We start from the raw sequence: 15,796 nt of genomic DNA, 5'->3' as shown, positions 1-15,796 counted from the left end.
CCGGGCTGGTCTCAACCCGGCTAGTGCTGATCTTGTAAGACCTGCCACCTGCTAGGTGCCAGGCAAAGTGAGCTAGGAATCCCCTCCCTTCAGGGGAGGGGAGGCTTCAATTCGCAAGCGAGGAGGATCACGTGGGCCTGACCCTGTTTCCAGGAGATGGAGACAACAGCAGTCCGGACGTGTCATGGTCCTGCGTCCGCTTCGGCACCTTCCGGAAACGGCTGGCACAGTCCGAGGGGTTCGACCTCTCCGACATGTGGGGCTTCGGGGGCGAGCGGCCGTGGAGCGACGTCTCCACCGCCCTGGAGCCGCTCCTCGATCACCCGGATGTCTGTGGTGACGACCTCTCGACGGCCGACTGCGCTGCGCTGCTGCCCCGCCTGACAGCGATCACCGGCGAATGGCAGGAGGAGCCCGACGAACCGCTCCTCCAACAGCACATCGAGGACGCCCAACGGCTGGCCGGCGTCCTGCGCTTCTGCGTAGACAAGGGCGTCGCACTCGTCTTCGGCTGACGGTGGGGAGCGCACGGTCAGCCGACAACCCAACACGGCCGCTGTGACGGGGGCACTCCTCAGCAGCGGGCGAGTGTGCCGGCCTTCACGGTGGCTTTGTCGCTGAACAGCCAGCCTTCGGTGTTCGTGCCCTCGATGCGGGCGTAGAACCACTTGTTGCCGTGGGCATTGGTGACGTAGCAGTGGTAGTAGACCTTCACACCGGACTTGACCGTGGTCACGAAGGAGCACTCCGCGTACGGCCCGGTGTACAGGTGGGTTTCCTGGGCCGCGTAGCCGTAACCGTCGCTGCGGTTCGAGTGGGCCCAGCCCGTGCACGCCGTCGACACCGGGACGGGCTCCTTCACGGGGGAGCTCGTCGTCGCCTTCGGCGAGCCGGACGGGTTCGCGGCAGGCCCGCCGCTGTTGCCGGGCGCCGGCGTGGTACCCGTTCCCCGGTCCCCGTCCTTCTTCGAAGCGGTAGCGGACGGGGTTGTGCTGGTGCTCGTGGACGTCGCGTCTCCCGGCGAGATCGGGCGGCCCGCCACGTCGCCGTCGGCGGGGGTGCTCGCCGTGGGAAGCGCCGGGTTCGACCCGCCGCCCGCGTCGCCCCGCCCGTCCATCAGCGCGTACGCGACTCCGCCGCCGGTGAGGACGGTGGCGACCGCCACCGCGACGACGGTACGGGTGCGGTGGCGCCGCGCGCCGACGCTCGTGGCGCGGGTCTCGGCACGGCTGCCGGGACCGCCGGGTATGCCGGGGCCCATGCCCGGCTGTGCGGCGGCCGGCTGCGGAGAGGCGCCGTAGGCGTCGGTCGGCGTGTAAGAGGCGACGGGCTGGGCGACGGGCTGCGGGGCGGGCTGGGAGAACGGCGCGGCGGGCGGACCGAAGGCCGGCGGAGTGACGGGCGGGGGCGCCGGTGCCGGCGCCGGCGCGAGGTTCACCGTCACGCCCCCGGCGACCGCCTCCAGCAACTCGCGCGCCCGCCCGGCGTCGGGCCGCTGCAGCGGGTCCTTGGCCATCAGCGACTGGAGTACCGGGGTGAGTGGTCCGGCGAGCCGCGGCTCCGGCAGCGGTTCGCCGACGATCGCCGCCAGCGTGGACCACACCGACGTACGGCGGAAGGGCGACGAACCCTCCACGGCCGCGTACAGCGTCATGCCGAGGGCCCAGATGTCCGACGCGGCACCCGGCTCCAGGCCCTGCGCGCGCTCCGGCGGCAGATAGTCGAGGGAGCCGACGATCTGGCCGCTCTGCGTCAGCTTGGCCAGGGCCTCGTCGCCGGAAGTCTCCATGGTGGCGATGCCGAAGTCGGTGAGTACGACCCGGCCGCTGCGCTCGAGCAGTACGTTGCCGGGCTTGACGTCCCGGTGGAGGACCCCGGCCCGGTGCGCGGCGTCGAGCGCGTCCATCAACTTGGCGCCGATCGCGGCCGCTTCGCGCGGGTCCAGCGGGCCGCGCTCCGCCAGCACGTCGTCGAGGGAGGGCCCGTCGACCAGCTCCATCACGATGACCGGCAGCCCCTGCTCCTCGACCACGTCGTGCACGGTGACCACACCGCTGTGCCGGATCCGGGCGGCGGCCTGCGCCTCCCGCTGCATCCGGACCCGCAGATCGGCCAGTTCGGCGGGGGACGCGTCGGTGTAGGCGCGCAGAACCTTGACGGCGACCTCGCGGTTCAGCAGCTGGTCCACCGCCCGGGCGACCACACCCATGCCGCCGCGCCCGATCATCGCCGTCACGCGGTACCGCCCGCCCAGAACCTCGCCGACCAGCTCCGCGCCGTTCGCCCCCGTCACCTGTCACACTCCGTTCGTCGCACTGTTCAAGATCCGCCACGTGGCGGGCATCAGCGTAGGGGTATCCGCGCGGTCGGATGCGCACGGCCCCGGCCCTCGGCGCGCAGGTGCACCGTCCAACAGCGCGTGGGTGCGTGGACATCTGACGTGAGATCAGTAAACCTCCGGGGTTTCCCCGGCCCCGCCCGTATCGCCTGTCAGTGCGGGCCGGTGTGCGGGTTGGCGGCTTCGTGTTCCCTGATCGCCGCCTCGACCAGGGCCCGTGCGGCCCAGGTGATGGCTTCCTCTTCGGCCCGGGGGTCAAGGCCGCGGACGTCGCGCAGGGCGATCTGCGCTTCCCAGCCGACCACGATGGTCAGGGCCGAGACCAGCCGCTGGAACGACTCCTCGCTCAGGGTGGAGCGCAGTGGTTCGCAGGCCTGTTCCAGCCACATGATCCGGCGTTGGGTGCGGCGCGGGGTGGCGGGCTCTTGGGCGTCGTTCGTCGGTGGATCGACGGTCAGGCGGATCATTCGGCGGCCCAGGGGGAGTGATTGCGGTGAGTACTTCAGCAGAGTCCGTATCAGGGCGTCCACCCGGCCCGCGGCGTCGTCGGCGAGCGCGGGGTCGGCGAGCGCCTCTTCGACCGGGGGTTCGTTGATCGCGCCGGCGGTCGCGTCGATCAGCAGGTGGTCGAGGCTCGGGAAGTACACGTAGATCGTGCGGCGTGACACGTCGGCGGCGGCCGCGATCTCGTCGATGGACGGGGTCGCTCCGCCGGCGCTCAGCCGGACCGCCGCGTCGACGATCGCCTTGCGGGTGCGGCGGCGCTGCGCTTCGCGGCCGCCGCGGCGGACTGGATCATCTCTGGTCATCTCGGCCGGGCCTCCCTTCGTCGGGCGGATCGGGGGGTCTTGACGCCCACCCGCGGAATAAGTATATCTTCGTGCAGTCGCTGCACAGCAGTGCAGCGACTGCACTGAAATGAAGTGTGGTGCAGGTCGCATCAGCGCATCTGTCACAGGGAGCGGGGCGTCGGTGTCCTGTGCCCGAAGCCGACAAGGAATCTCCCATGCGAAGGAAGAACACCATGAACGAGAACCTCGACGTCGTCGTGATCGGTGGCGGATACGCCGGTGTCATGGCCGCGAACCGGCTGACGCAGCGCGACGGCGTGACCGTGACGCTGATCAACCCGCGCCCGGACTTCGTCCACCGGATCCGCCTGCACCAGCTGGTGGCCGGGAACGACACCGCGGTCGTCGCCTACAGAGACGTCCTGGCCGAAGGCGTCCGGCTGAGAGTCGACACCGCGACCCGGATCGACGCGGCCGACCGCACCGTGACCGTGGCGTCCGGCGACTCGGTCGGTTACGACTACCTGGTCTACGCCGTGGGCAGCGGCAGCGCCGACCCGGGCGTGCCGGGGGCCGCGGAGTTCGCGTACCCGATCGCGACCTTCGAGGACGCCGAGCGGCTGCGGCCGGCCCTGGACGCCGCGCCCGCGACGGCGCCGGTGACCGTGGTCGGCGCCGGGCCCACCGGCATCGAGACGGCCGCCGAGCTGGCCGAGCAGGGGCGGGCCGTGACGCTGGTGTGCGGCGGGGTGCTCGGCCCGTACCTGCACACCCGCGGCCGCCGCTCGGTCGCCAAGCGGCTGGCCCGGCTCGGCGTCACGGTCATCGACGGCTCCGACGCGAAGGTGACGGCCGTGACCCGCGACAGCGTGCGGCTCGCGGACGGCCGTGAACTGCCGAGCGAGGTCACCATCTGGACCGCCGGCTTCGGCGTGCCCGACCTGGCCGCCCGCAGCGGGCTGAGCACCGACTCCCTGGGGCGGCTGCTCACGGACGAGACGCTGACCAGCGTGGACGACGTACGCATCATCGCGGCGGGCGACTCGGCTGCGCCCTCGGGCCTGCCGCTGCGGATGAGCTGCCAGGCCGCGATGCCGCTGGGCGCGCGGGCCGCCGACACGGTTCTCAGCCGCATCGCCGGTGCACAGCCTGAGGCTCTCAACCAGGTGTTCGGCGCCCAGTGCATCAGCCTGGGCCGGGGCGACGGCATCTTCCAGTTCGCCAACCGGTTCGATGCCGCGGTGTGGTTCAACATCGACGGCCGACCCGGCGCGAAGCTCAAGGAGCTCGTGTGCAAGGTCGTGGTCAAGCACCTGGCCGAGGAGGCGCACAAGCCCGGCGGATACAAGCTGCACCGCTCGGCGCGCGGGGGTACCCGCCAGGAACTGGTGCGGGCCGCGCGCGGCGAGGCGCAGGTCGTCGCCGAAGGGGCAGCCCGGCCTGTTTTGGCCGGCGCCGGACTGCCGGTGTTCGACGAGGTCACGGCGACACCGTAGCGTCTGGGCGGGCACTCCTGAACCGGCTTCGCGCCCGCTATGAGGGCGTGGACCAGGGGCCTGAGCGGAGTTCGGATGTGCTGCGCCGCGCCCGTACCACCAGCGGCTCGTCGGCTGCGGCGCCCACCGCGATCATGGAAACGATGGCCCAGCCGGGGTTCGGGCGGAGCGCTTCGGTGAGGGCGTCGAGGTCGAAGGCGCGGAACTGGTGGGACGCAAGTCCCATCGCCTGGGCCTGAACGGTCAGGTGGGCCACGGCCTGACCGAGGTCGTAGTCGGCGAACTCGGAGTAGAGGAGCCCCGAATCGTCGGCGTGCCGGCGGGCGAGCGCGACGATCAGCAGGCCCGCGTCCAGGGCCCACCGGGCGGAACTGGCCGCAAGATGGGGCACCACCCGGGCGTACTCCGGCTCACCGGGCCTGGTCGCGAGGAATCCCCATGGCTGGGAGTTCCCGGCGGAGGGCGCCCACCTCGCTGCTTCGAGCAGCAGGTCGAGGGCGCTGTCGTCGACCTTGACCGACGGGTCGAACTTGTACGGGCTGAACCGGCCGGCCAACAGGGGGTGGAGCAGACCGGGCTTCGTAAGATCATCGGACACGTGTGCTGACAACAGCGCGCCACCGCGATTCATTTCCGGCCGGCGTCGACACGCGCTCGGGGCTACCGCCCCGCTGACCCCGCGTGAGATCGAGAGCGAGGTGTACGCCGCCGCCGAGCCTCACGGAACCGGGCCCATGTCTGATCGCCGAGCCGGCTGAGTACGATCGCCAACGCCGGTCTGAGTACGTGAGCGGGCGCCCGCCGCGCGTGGCCCCGGAAGGGTGGACACCGTGCGTCGACTGCTGCTGCTCGCCCCGCTGTTGCTGTTCACCGCCGGCTGCGGGGTGGTGCAGTCCTCAGAGGACGCCGCCACGGACGCCGCACGGGAGGTCGCGAGGAAGGCGGGAGAGCGGCTCTACGGCCAGCGTCCGCGCACGGCGGAGGACGTGGGGCGCTCCGCTTCCGGCATCGACGGGGTGGAGGTACTGCGCGTGACGGGTACCTCGACGCACGACGGGGACGGCGTCCACGTGGTCGTCCGCACGTCCGGCTCGGCGTACAGCAGATGGCTCGACCCCGAGGAGCTCGCCGTGCGGCGCTGTTTCGTGGTGCGGGTGTCGCCCAAGTCGGAGTGGCGCGAGGATCCCCGCGACGTGGCCTGCCCGGATGGCCCTCCGCTCACCTTCCCCCCGGCACCCGAACCGCCCAAGCTGCCGTACGAGCAGCTCCGCGCGAAGCTTCCCCGGGTGCCGGAAGGCGGCCGGGCGGACGAGGCCGAGGTGCGCCGCACGCTCGCCGCCCTGGACCTGGACCCGGCGATACGCATCGAGGTGAAGGCGGACGGCGGCCGGGTCGGCGTTCTCCTGTCTGTGAAGGGCAACGGCTTCGACGCTCAGGACTGCCTCCTCGCCCAGGTGGGCCCCGGCGCCAGCAAGGTGTGGGTGCCGCCCCGGATCCAGCGGATGCCCGGAGAGGGCGGCTGCACCGTCGCCAACGCCCTGGACCCGATACCGCTGCCGCACTGAACGGCGTGCGGGACGTTGCCACCCTCCACCATCCACTCTCCGCCCCCAGCCCTTGCCCAACCTATCGAAACTCGATAGATTTCCATCGAGAGGCGATGGAGGGTGAGTCATGGGAAAGCTGGCAGTGCGCGCGCTGAGCGCCGTGCTCGTGGTGGTGCTCGCCGGCACCGTGTTCGTACAGGCATTGATGGTGTGGGCATTGGCCACCGACCCGGAGGACGGATCGCTCCCGCTGACCCCGCTGCGCGTGATCACGATCCTGGGCATGGTGTCGGCCCAGGTCGCCCTGGTCTGCGTCTGGCGACTGGTGACGATGGTGCGCCGCGGAACCGTGTTCTCCCACGCCGCCTTCCGGTACGTGGATGCCGTGATCGGCGCGATCGTGGCGGCCGCCCTCCTGTGGTTCGCGGTCACCGCCCTCAACGCGCCGGGCCAGCGGGAAGACCCGGGCGTCACCGTCATCATGGGCGGGGTCGGCGTGGCCATCCTGGGAGTGGCGCTCATCGTGCTCGTGCTGCGGATGCTGCTTGCCCAGGCCGTCGCGCGCGACGTCGAAGCGACGCAGATGCGGGCCGAGTTGGACCAGGTGATCTGATGCCGATCGCCGTCGACATCGACGTCATGCTGGCCAGGCGGAAGATGTCCGTGGGCGAGCTCGCGGACCGAGTGGGGATCACGCCCGCCAACCTGGCGGTACTCAAGAACGGCCGCGCCAAGGCGGTGCGCTTCGCGACGCTCGCCGCGCTCTGCGAGGTGCTCGAATGCCAGCCGGGCGACCTGCTGCGCTGGGAGGCCGAGGACGCCGCGGCCGGATGACGGCCTGACACCGCCGGTCCGCGCCACTGCCCTTCGGGCGCGTGGAAACCATCGGCCTTGTGTGCACCGGCAGTAGGCCATGCGCGCAAGGCGATTGGCGCGTGGCAGGTGGGACCTGCCCGACGCCGTGCCCGGGGCGGGCCGGCGGGGCCACCGCTCGGGGGTCTCGCTCCCGGCACGTCCCAGGCCGGCTCCCGGCCGGCGCCCGGCCGCGCCTACCGGTGGCCGCCTCCGGTCGTTGTGCGCGTCTTCGGACCACCCGGTAGCGTTGATGAGTTGCGTTCCGCCCACACCGCCGTGGCATCGCCCGGCGGGGCAGCCGTTGATCGGCAGAGGAACGGGATCACATGGCAGAGCACAGCTTCGATATCGGGACGCCGGCTGCAGGGGCCGCTCTGGCCCTCCTGGCAGCCCTCGGCCCGACGCCTGCGGGCGCCGCACCGCCGCACACCGGTTCCGCCGGGTCGGCTACGGCCGCCGCGTCGCGGTCGGTGCGGGTCCCTGCCCCAAGCCACCCGCACCGATCGAAGCGCTGGCCACCGCCCGGTGCGGTGTCCTGGAGGTCCCTGAGAACCGTGCTCGCCCCGGGAGCCGGACCATCAGCCTGGCCGTGGCGGTCATTCCGCCCGTCTCGGCGAAGCCCGCTCCGGACCCCGTGGTGTTCATGGCGGGCGGCCCGGGCGGCGAGGTGTTCGACGACATCCCGTTCCTGGTCTCCTCCGGCCTGAACCGGGATCGCGAACTGATCGTCATGGCCCAGCGCGGCAATCGGTACGACAAGCCCAACCTCGCCTGCCCGGAGCTGGACCACTTCCACGCCCAGTCCGTGGGGCTCCCCTCCTACGCGCCGCAGACGGAAAAGCTCATGCTCGACGCGGTGAAGCAGTGCCGGGACCGCCTGACGGCCGACGGGACCGATCTGAGCGCCTACAACAGCACTGAGAACGCAGCCGACTTCGCCGACCTGCGCACCGCACTGGGCCTCAAGCAGTGGAACGTCTACGGCCACTCCTACGGCAGCAACCTGGCCCTGACCTACCTGCGCCTGCACCCCCAGGAGATCCGCGCGGTGGCGCTCGACTCGGCGGCCCCGCACCGTACGTCTCCCTGCCGTTCGCCTGGGCCAACGCCCGGGAGGGACTCGACAACCTCTTCAAGGCCTGCGCGGCCGAGCTCGGCTGCAAGAACCGGTACCCGGACCTCGAGCGCACCCTGAACGAGCAGGTGCGCAAGCTGGAGGCCCAGCCGCTGACGCTGAACGTCCAGCCGCCGCAGGGCGGAGCCCCGGTGAAGGTCGTCCTCGACGGCGGGGCGCTGATCAACCTGCTCGTCGCCAAGGCGATCCCGTTCGCCGACTTCCCGGCGGCGATCGACGAACTCGGCCGCGGAAACCCCGAGCGCCTCGCCAAGGCCCGCGCCGCCGGTTCGGTCGAGGTGGCCGGCGAGACCGCCCACGGACTGACGCAGTCGGTGGTGTGCAGCGAATGGACGCCGGACCACCCGCCGTCCGACGTCCTGCAGGCGGGCCGCGAAGCGTTCCCCCAATGGCCGGAATCGGTTCAGGCCGAGGCGCCTCAACTGCCCTTCCAGGACGCGATATGCCGTATCTGGAACGTACCCGACCGCACCTCCGTCATGCGGGTGCCCACCGTCAGCTCGGTCCCCGTCCTCTTCATCAACGGGACGTTCGACATGAAGACCGGGGCAGGCTGGGCGCCCAAGACGGCCGGCACGCTGTCCAATTCGACCACCGTGCAGGTGCCCGGGATCGGGCACTGGGTGGTCCCGCAGTCGCCCTGCGCCCAGAAGGTGCTGGCGTCCTTCCTCGCCCGCCCGAACGCACCCGACACAAGCTGCGTGGCGGGGCTCAGGGGGGAACCGTTCGCGATCACCCCGAAGCGATCGGGAGGAACGATGGCACGGTCGCACGTACGACGGCTGCGCACCGGGTCGGCCGCAGCGGCGACCGGGATGCTCCTGACCGGTATGTTCGCGGCGCCTGCGGGTGCCCAGGACGAGACACCCGGAGCACCGACCGGCACGGTAGCCCGCACCGTGGGCGACGCCACCTTCACGCCCGGCCCCTGCCCGAAGACGGCGGGTCCGGTCGCCGAAATCGAAGGGGCCCGCTGCGGAACGCTCACCGTGCCGGAGAACCGCACCAAGCCGGACAGCTGGAAGATCACCCTCGGTGTCGCGATCGTGGCGGCGGCGACCGACGAACCGAAACCCGATCCGATCGTGTGGCTCGCCGGCGGACCCGGCGACGACGCGGTCGGAGAGGCGAAGATGGCGATCGACGGCGGCCTGAACCGCGACCGTGACGTGATCTTCATGTCCCAGCGCGGCACGTACTCGGCCGCCCCGGCCCTCACCTGCCGCAACGTCGACGAGTTCAACGCGCGCGTGACCGGCCTCGTCTTCGACGCACCGTCCACGGAGCGCGAGCACGTCGCGGCCACGAAGGCCTGCCGCGAGAAACTGGCGGCGACCGGGGCCGACCTCAGCGCCTACAACGACATCGAGAGCTCCGCCGACTACGCGGACCTGCGCACCACGCTGGGCCTCAAGGAGTGGAACGTCTTCGGCATCTCCTACGGCACCCAGCTGGCGCTCGTCTACATGCGCCTGCACCCCGAAGGAATCCGTTCCGTCGGCATCGACGGCATCCTGCCGCCGTCCACCGGAGGGTCGGCCATCACGTGGAAGGCCGCCAAGCAGGGATTCGACGGCTTGTTCAAGGCCTGTGCGGAGCAGCCCGACTGCAACCGCCGCTATCCGAACCTGTCGGCCACCTTCGAACGGCTCGTCCGTGACCTCGAAGCCAAGCCCGTCACCACCACCGTCACGCTCCCCGACAGCGGGAAGCAGGTGAAGGTCGTCCTGGACGGCGGAGCCCTGGTGAACTGGATGACCGCCGCCACCCACGTGGCCCCCCAGGTGCCCGTCGAACTCGACGAGCTGGCCAACGGCAACCCCAAGCGGATCGCCGAGCAGTGGGCCGGCGGCAAGTACAGTCCCCAGGCCATCGGCCGGCTGTCCCACGGGCTCGTCTACGGCGTCTTCTGCATTGAGTGGACCCCGTACGAGACCCAGGCCGAAGCACTCCGAGCGGGCCAGGCGACCTACCCGTCGTTCCCCGAATCGGTACAGGACCAGGCCCCGCTGCTGACCTTCCTCCGCGAGGACTGCGCGGTCTGGGACATCCCGGCGGCGCCGGCCTCCATCCGTGACGTCACGAGGAGCGACATCCCCACCCTCGCCATCTCGGGCGGGTTCGACGCCCAGACCGCGGCCGCCAACGGGCCGTACGTGGCCCAGACCCTGCCCAATGCCACCGTCGTCACGATTCCCTACGAACCCCACGTGGTCTTCGCCACGTCGAAGTGCGCCCAAGCCATCACCGTCTCCTTCTTCGACACCCCCACGGCCCCGAACACCGACTGCCTCAAGAACCTCAAGCCCCCGAAGTTCGAGATCGCCCCGTGAAAGAAGGTGCTGTCCGTGAACCGGATGGCGTTGAGGTGCGGTGTCGGGGGTGCCGTGGCCGTGGCCGCCCTGGCCGGCCTGCCCGTCACGCAGGCGTACGCGACCGGCGACGACCGGGAGGAGCGCAGTGCGCAGGTGATGACGGAGCTGGTGCCTTCTGCTGACGGCCCGGGCTGCGCGGCAGCGGTCGACAACGCGCCTGAATGGGCTCGGAGCGTCACGCTGGCCGACCTGATGCGTCACACCAGCGGCATTGCCGACTACCAGGATCTGCTGGAAGCCAAGGGCGTCGAGGTGACGGATCCGGCCGGCCGGCAGGACGCGCTCAAGGCCGTCCTCGCCTCGCAGCCGGACAGTTCGCAACGCGGTAGCTTCTCCTACTCCAACTCCACTTACATCCTCCTGGCCCATGTAGTCGAAAAGGTCACGGGCAAGCCCTTCCCGGCCTTTGTCCAACAGGAGTTCTTCACCCCGCTGCAGCTGCGCGTGACTCTGGCACCGGCGACGGACGTTCCCGGCAAGGCGAAGTCGTACGACGAGAAGGACGGCTCCTTCACCCCGAACTCCTCCCCTTGGACTCAGTACGGAGACGGCTCAGTCCAGACCACCCCCGGTGAAATGGTCCGCTGGGCCGACAATTACCGCACCGGCCGCGTCGGTGGCGAGCAACTGCTCGCCGGGGTCACGGCGGGAGCGGTGAGCGTGGGCGACGTCCTGCGCGCGCGTGGGGTCGAGGAAGGCAGGTACGGGGCCGCAATGCTCCTTCTGCCCGACAAGAGCCTGGTGCACCGCGGCGACTGGGAGCAGTTCCACAGCACCTTCAAAGTGAGCCCGGACCGCAACACCGCCGTCACCGTCGTGTGCAACGTGGATTCCCCCGACATCTTCCGTGCGGCGAACCAACTGCTGGACATCTGGACCAAATGACGCTCTCCTTCGGCCCGTGGTCAAGCCAGTGACAGCGGCAGCACGGGGAAGGGGCGGTTCTGCCAGATGAGTCGGGAGGTCTCCTCCGGATAGGTTGCGACGGTCGGCCGGCTGTCAAAAAGCCGCACGAGGCGTCGTTCGGTGTCGTACGCGGGCCAGCCGGGGTCGCCGTGCGTCGCGAAAGCCGTCCATGCGCGCCGCATCGAGGCGGACAGGGCCTCGGCCTCCGGGGAAGGCGCCTCGCCGATCAGTGCGGCCGGCTGGCCGCGGTCGAGGTTGCCGAAGACGAGCGGCACGTCGAGGCCGTGGCAGGCGCCGAGGACGCCGCCCATGCCCGGGGCCGGCCAGGTCAGCTCGTAGACGTGGGCGCGGCCGCCGGCGGCGGTCTGTGCCTGGGCGAGGTGGAGGCTCGGCATGCGGAACAGCCAGTCGGAGTGGACCAGCTCGTACAGCTCGTCCGGGCCCGCGGCCGGAAAGCCGTCGCGGTAGCGGCGCGCTCCGTCCGGGCCGCCGGGGGCCAAGACGCGCAGGGCGGTCGCCGCCTGCTCCGGTGTCACCTGGCCGAGCAGACCGTCGAGCGCGGTCAGCAGCCGCTGCTCGTCCCGGGTATGGCCGACGAGGAGCTCGATGCCCCGGCCGGCGCCGTCGGCCAGTGCCTGCCACGGGGTGACCGGCAGGACATCGCCCTCGACGACCGGCGAGAACGGGACCGACCGGTACGCGGCACGGCCCCAGCGATCCGCCCGCTGGGCCGTCTTCGCGCCGACCGCGTCCCCGGCGGCGGACAGCCGGGCCGGCTCCACCGCGCACAGGTCGGCGACCGTGGGCCGCAGCCCCAGCTCGGCGGCACACTCGGCGGCGATGTCGGCGGCGAGCTCCGGCGAGAAGAACGTGCCCTGCACGCTCTGCGCGACCGCCCTCCCGAACAGCCCGGCCGCCTTCGGCATGGCCAGCAGCGCGGCCACCGACCCCGCGCCCGCCGACTGGCCGAACACCGTGACGCGGCCCGGGTCGCCGCCGAAGGCCCGGATGTTGTCACGTACCCACTCCAGCGCAGCGACCTGGTCCAGCAGGCCCCGGTTGGCGGGAGCCCCTTCGATCTGCCCGAAACCCTCCAGGCCCACACGGTAGTTGAACGTCACCACGACGATGCCGTCGCGGGCCAGGCGACCGCCGTCGTACTCGGGAAGGCCGGACATGCCGATCGTGTAGGCGCCGCCCTGGATCCACACCATCACGGGGAGCCCCGCGTCCGGGCCCGGGTCGGGCGACCAGACGTTGACCGTCAGCCAGTCGTCGCCCGGCGCGTCCAGCGCCAGCGCGTCCATGCCGAAATGACCGCCCTGAGGGGGCGGCGGCCCGTACGCCACCGCCGCCCGCACCCCGTCCCACCCGCGCACCGGCCGCGGCGCGGCAAAGCGCAGCGCGCCGACCGGCGGCTCGGCGAACGGGATGCCGCGGAAGACCGCAACACCCGCCTCCCGGCTGCCACGCAGCACTCCGGCGGCCACGCGGACCTCCGGGTCGGACCCGGACAGCTCAGACTCGGCGACCGTCATCACGGCATCCTCTCGGGAGATGGAGCGGGCTCGCGGCGGCCCTGACCTCTGCGGGATGATCCGCCTCATCTCGATGCCGCGCCAGCCATTTACGGCCCTGCGGATCGGTGCACTGATGCGTGCCAACGCGCGACCACGTGCGCGCCGTTGTGACGCAGCCCCCCGCTCCCTAGCGTGCTGGACGCAGGCCCGGCGGGGAGTGAAGCCGCCGCCGGACCGAGACACCCATGCGGACTCAGGGGGGCACATGCCAGAACCGGACTCGACTCCCCCCAAGGGGCGGATCTTCCAGACCTCCACCATGACGGCCATGCTGGAAGGCGTCTACGAAGGCAGCACCACCATCGCCGAGCTCCGCCGCCACGGAGATTTCGGCATCGGAACCTTCGACCGACTGGACGGCGAGATGATCGTCCTCGACGGCCGGTGCTACCGGCTACGCGCCGACGGGACCGCCGGGGAAGCCGACCTGGCCACGCGAACGCCCCTCGCGGCGGTCACCTACTTCCACGGCGAGCACGACTGGCGGCTGACACAGCCGGTGGACGCCGCGGGACTGCGCACGGTGATCGACGACTGGCTTCCGAGCCCCAACCTGTTCTACGCGGTCCGCGTGGACGGACACTTCGATCACATGGTCACCCGGATGCTCCCCGAGCAGCACCGCCCCTACCCCCGCCTGATCGACGCGGTGGCGGGGCAGATCATTTCCACCCACACCGACCTCCACGGGACGATCGTCGGTTTCCGCAGCCCCACCCACATGCTCGGGGTGGCCGCGGCCGGGTACCACCTGCACTTCCTCTCCAGCTGCCGCACACGCGGCGGGCACGCCTACGACTTCGTACTGCGCTCCGGGCGGGTGCGCGTCGACGTGGGGTACGAACTACTCCTGTGCATGCCGCGCACCCAGGACTTCCGCAGCGCTCAGCTCGGCCGGGGCGATATCGCGGGTGAGATCGAGGCGGTACTCCAGGGCGGCGGCCCGAGGTGAGGGCAAGGTCCACGACCCGATCCGCCGCCCGGCGAAGCTTCCCATCAGCGATCATGGAGGCGATCGGCTGCCCGGCCGAACAGCCTGCGGCCGCCGCCGTAGGGCATCCGGCTGAACCGACTACCTGACAGGACGCGACCCCCGATGTCCATATGGCCTTCGATCGTTGCCGTACTCGGCACCCTCGCCGGCGCCCTGACCGCCGGCTTCCTCCAACACCGCTCGGCACGCAGCGCACGCGCCGAGCAGCGCGCCGACAGCCACCGCGAAGACCAGCTCGGCGCCGTCACCGACTTCGCGGCGGCTCTGGACGCGCACCGCTCGGCGATGTTCCACAGGGAGCGCCTGGCCCTGGCCGATGCGGGCGCCGAGCACCAGTTGGAGGCCCAGACGAGGTCCCACGACACGCGGACGGCGATCACCGCGCCCCACCTCCGCCTTCAGGTCCTGGTCCCCGAGCTGGCCGGCCCCGCGCAGCAGGCCGCAGATGCCACGTACGCGCTGCGCAAGGCCACCGACCGCACCGACCTGGATGCCCGGCGGCATGCTGCCAAGGAGGCGTCCCAGGCCTTCGTCGCCGAGGCCGCCGCTCTGCTGCACCCAAACCACCGCTGACCGGGGGAGACCACAGCCCGCGACCGATAGGATTGCCTGTCGGCGCGCGACGAGCCGGCTGCGATTTCTGCTTGTTTCTCCGGGAGAACTTCCATGTTCAAGGTCAATGAATACTTCGACGGCACGGTCAAGTCGATCGCCTTCACCCAGGAGGAGGGCCCTGCGACCATCGGTGTCATGGCTCCCGGCGAATACGAGTTCGGAACCGCGGCGCCGGAAACCATGCACGTGGTCAGCGGGGGTCTGACCGTCAAGCTGCCCGACGCCGACGACTGGCAGTCTTTCGGTGCCGGTGACCACTTCAAGGTCCCGGGCAACAGCAAGTTCCAGCTCAAGGTGGCGGTCGAGACCGCCTACCTCTGCGAATACCGCTGACCCGGTTTCCGGCGCGGCGATGAGTCCGGGGGCGCCCGCAGGTCTATCTCTTGACGGAGACAACCGACTCATCGGGAGCAAGCCATGGGCCTCATCCACATCGAGCTGTTCGCGACCCTCGACCTCGTCGGGCAGGCGCCCGGCGGCCCCGACGAGGACCCGGTGGGCTTCCCGTTCGGCGGCTGGCAGGCACCCCTGCTGGACGAGGTCGCCGGGGCACAGGTGGGCGCCGCGTACGAAGGCACGGACGCCCTTCTGCTCGGCCGTCGGACGTACGACATCTTCGCCGCCTACTGGCCCCACCAGGAGGGCGGCGAGGACAACGAGATCGCCACGCTCTTCAACAGCGTCCCGAAATACGTGGCCTCGCGCGGCAGGCCCGACCTCTCATGGGCCGGGTCCACGCAGCTCGGCCCGGACCTGGCCGACGCGGTGCGCGAGATCCGTGACCGCCACGAGCACGTGAAGGTCGTCGGGAGCCTGAACCTCGTGCAGACCCTCCTGCGCGAGAAGCTCTTCGACCGTCTCGACCTGTGGCTGCACCCGATCGTGCTCGGTGTCGGGAAGAAGGTGTTCGACGACGGCGCGGTGCCCACGAACCTCACGCTCCTCGCACCGCCGGCGTCCGGTCCGAAGGGCACCGTGTACCTGCGCTACGGGCTCGCCGGCGGCACGCCCGCCACGGGAGACATGAGCGCCCCCGATCGCGGCATAGGAAGCGACGACTGAACCACCCGTGTCCGTCAGGAGGACATGATGAAGCGGAGTGCGAGGCCGGAGGCCGTGGTCCAGTAGGTGACGCGGGCACCGTCGTCGAACTCCACCTGGCCG

16 protein-coding genes are annotated in these 15,796 nt (G+C 71.0%); 12 read left to right on the top strand and 4 right to left on the bottom strand.

The window, feature by feature from the left end; translation table 11 throughout:
- Positions 1–179: 179 nt before the first annotated feature.
- Positions 180–515: a hypothetical protein gene (locus AB0O21_RS39440; RefSeq protein WP_365180517.1), complete on the top strand. Its 336-nt coding sequence runs from the start codon at positions 180–182 to the stop codon at positions 513–515.
- Positions 516–574: 59 nt separating this feature from the next.
- On the opposite strand, the gene AB0O21_RS39435 is transcribed toward AB0O21_RS39440, so the two are convergent.
- Both AB0O21_RS39435 and AB0O21_RS39430 read right to left on the bottom strand, forming a co-directional pair.
- Positions 575–2,293 (bottom strand): serine/threonine-protein kinase, encoded by a 1,719-nt coding sequence (locus AB0O21_RS39435; RefSeq protein WP_365180514.1) that lies wholly within the window; start codon positions 2,291–2,293, stop codon positions 575–577.
- 197 nt (positions 2,294–2,490) lie between these two features.
- Positions 2,491–3,147: a TetR/AcrR family transcriptional regulator gene (locus AB0O21_RS39430; protein ID WP_365180511.1), complete on the bottom strand. Its 657-nt coding sequence runs from the start codon at positions 3,145–3,147 to the stop codon at positions 2,491–2,493.
- Positions 3,148–3,362: 215 nt separating this feature from the next.
- On the opposite strand from AB0O21_RS39430, the gene AB0O21_RS39425 reads away from it, so the two are divergent.
- On the top strand, positions 3,363–4,625 hold the full coding sequence (locus AB0O21_RS39425) for an FAD-dependent oxidoreductase (RefSeq protein WP_365180522.1): 1,263 nt from the start codon (positions 3,363–3,365) through the stop codon (positions 4,623–4,625).
- Between the two features lie 37 nt (positions 4,626–4,662).
- Here AB0O21_RS39425 and AB0O21_RS39420 read toward each other — a convergent pair whose 3' ends face one another.
- Complete coding sequence (locus AB0O21_RS39420) at positions 4,663–5,223, bottom strand: nitroreductase family protein (RefSeq protein ID WP_365180509.1); 561 nt, start codon at positions 5,221–5,223, stop codon at positions 4,663–4,665.
- 232 nt (positions 5,224–5,455) lie between these two features.
- On the opposite strand from AB0O21_RS39420, the gene AB0O21_RS39415 reads away from it, so the two are divergent.
- From AB0O21_RS39415 to AB0O21_RS39390, 6 genes are all read left to right on the top strand, one after another.
- Positions 5,456–6,190 (top strand): translation initiation factor IF-2, encoded by a 735-nt coding sequence (locus AB0O21_RS39415; protein WP_365180506.1) that lies wholly within the window; start codon positions 5,456–5,458, stop codon positions 6,188–6,190.
- A 109-nt stretch (positions 6,191–6,299) separates the two neighbouring features.
- A complete protein-coding gene (locus AB0O21_RS39410; RefSeq protein ID WP_365180503.1) occupies positions 6,300–6,785 on the top strand; it encodes a DUF2975 domain-containing protein in 486 nt (161 codons plus the stop codon).
- Positions 6,785–7,006: a helix-turn-helix transcriptional regulator gene (locus tag AB0O21_RS39405; protein WP_365180499.1), complete on the top strand. Its 222-nt coding sequence runs from the start codon at positions 6,785–6,787 to the stop codon at positions 7,004–7,006. The genes AB0O21_RS39410 and AB0O21_RS39405 overlap by 1 nt, the downstream gene beginning before the upstream one ends.
- Before the next feature lie 610 nt (positions 7,007–7,616).
- Positions 7,617–8,222 carry an alpha/beta fold hydrolase gene (locus AB0O21_RS39400; protein ID WP_365180496.1) on the top strand — a complete coding sequence of 202 codons (606 nt, stop codon included), beginning with the start codon at positions 7,617–7,619 and terminating at the stop codon, positions 8,220–8,222.
- Between the two features lie 8 nt (positions 8,223–8,230).
- The gene (locus tag AB0O21_RS39395) at positions 8,231–10,495 is read left to right on the top strand and encodes an alpha/beta fold hydrolase (RefSeq protein ID WP_365180493.1); all 2,265 of its coding nucleotides are present in this window, start codon (positions 8,231–8,233) and stop codon (positions 10,493–10,495) included.
- 24 nt (positions 10,496–10,519) lie between these two features.
- Entirely contained in the window at positions 10,520–11,422 is a 903-nt protein-coding gene (locus AB0O21_RS39390; RefSeq protein ID WP_365180520.1) for a serine hydrolase domain-containing protein, read from the top strand.
- Between the two features lie 20 nt (positions 11,423–11,442).
- On the opposite strand, the gene AB0O21_RS39385 is transcribed toward AB0O21_RS39390, so the two are convergent.
- A complete protein-coding gene (locus AB0O21_RS39385) occupies positions 11,443–12,981 on the bottom strand; it encodes a carboxylesterase family protein (protein ID WP_365180491.1) in 1,539 nt (512 codons plus the stop codon).
- Positions 12,982–13,228: 247 nt separating this feature from the next.
- Here AB0O21_RS39385 and budA point away from each other — a divergent pair, with 247 nt between their 5' ends.
- The 4 genes from budA (at position 13,229) to AB0O21_RS39365 (ending at position 15,694) form a co-directional block, all read left to right on the top strand.
- Positions 13,229–13,975 (top strand): acetolactate decarboxylase, encoded by a 747-nt coding sequence (gene budA / locus AB0O21_RS39380; RefSeq protein WP_365180488.1) that lies wholly within the window; start codon positions 13,229–13,231, stop codon positions 13,973–13,975.
- 144 nt (positions 13,976–14,119) lie between these two features.
- Positions 14,120–14,590: a hypothetical protein gene (locus tag AB0O21_RS39375; RefSeq protein ID WP_365180485.1), complete on the top strand. Its 471-nt coding sequence runs from the start codon at positions 14,120–14,122 to the stop codon at positions 14,588–14,590.
- Between the two features lie 93 nt (positions 14,591–14,683).
- Positions 14,684–14,965, top strand: a complete 282-nt coding sequence (locus tag AB0O21_RS39370; RefSeq protein ID WP_365180483.1) for a pyrimidine/purine nucleoside phosphorylase — start codon at positions 14,684–14,686, stop codon at positions 14,963–14,965.
- An 84-nt stretch (positions 14,966–15,049) separates the two neighbouring features.
- Positions 15,050–15,694, top strand: a complete 645-nt coding sequence (locus AB0O21_RS39365) for a dihydrofolate reductase family protein (RefSeq protein WP_365180480.1) — start codon at positions 15,050–15,052, stop codon at positions 15,692–15,694.
- The last annotated feature ends 102 nt before the right edge of the window (positions 15,695–15,796 follow it).

Source organism: Streptomyces sp. NPDC091371, assembly GCF_040684275.1.
Taxonomy (GTDB): domain Bacteria; phylum Actinomycetota; class Actinomycetes; order Streptomycetales; family Streptomycetaceae; genus Streptomyces.
This window is presented reverse-complemented; position numbering and strand designations above follow the sequence as displayed.

Bases quoted from the DNA above. Each gene is read 5' to 3' on its own strand.
- AB0O21_RS39430 (WP_365180511.1), bottom strand. From the start codon at position 3,147: ATGACCAGAGATGATCCAGTCCGCCGCGGCGGCCGCGAAGCGCAGCGC.
- AB0O21_RS39425 (WP_365180522.1), top strand. From the start codon at position 3,363: ATGAACGAGAACCTCGACGTCGTCGTGATCGGTGGCGGATACGCCGGT.
- AB0O21_RS39410 (WP_365180503.1), top strand. From the start codon at position 6,300: ATGGGAAAGCTGGCAGTGCGCGCGCTGAGCGCCGTGCTCGTGGTGGTG.
- AB0O21_RS39405 (WP_365180499.1), top strand. From the start codon at position 6,785: ATGCCGATCGCCGTCGACATCGACGTCATGCTGGCCAGGCGGAAGATG.
- AB0O21_RS39390 (WP_365180520.1), top strand. From the start codon at position 10,520: ATGGCGTTGAGGTGCGGTGTCGGGGGTGCCGTGGCCGTGGCCGCCCTG.
- AB0O21_RS39385 (WP_365180491.1), bottom strand. From the start codon at position 12,981: ATGACGGTCGCCGAGTCTGAGCTGTCCGGGTCCGACCCGGAGGTCCGC.
- budA (WP_365180488.1), top strand. From the start codon at position 13,229: ATGCCAGAACCGGACTCGACTCCCCCCAAGGGGCGGATCTTCCAGACC.
- AB0O21_RS39375 (WP_365180485.1), top strand. From the start codon at position 14,120: ATGTCCATATGGCCTTCGATCGTTGCCGTACTCGGCACCCTCGCCGGC.
- AB0O21_RS39370 (WP_365180483.1), top strand. From the start codon at position 14,684: ATGTTCAAGGTCAATGAATACTTCGACGGCACGGTCAAGTCGATCGCC.
- AB0O21_RS39365 (WP_365180480.1), top strand. From the start codon at position 15,050: ATGGGCCTCATCCACATCGAGCTGTTCGCGACCCTCGACCTCGTCGGG.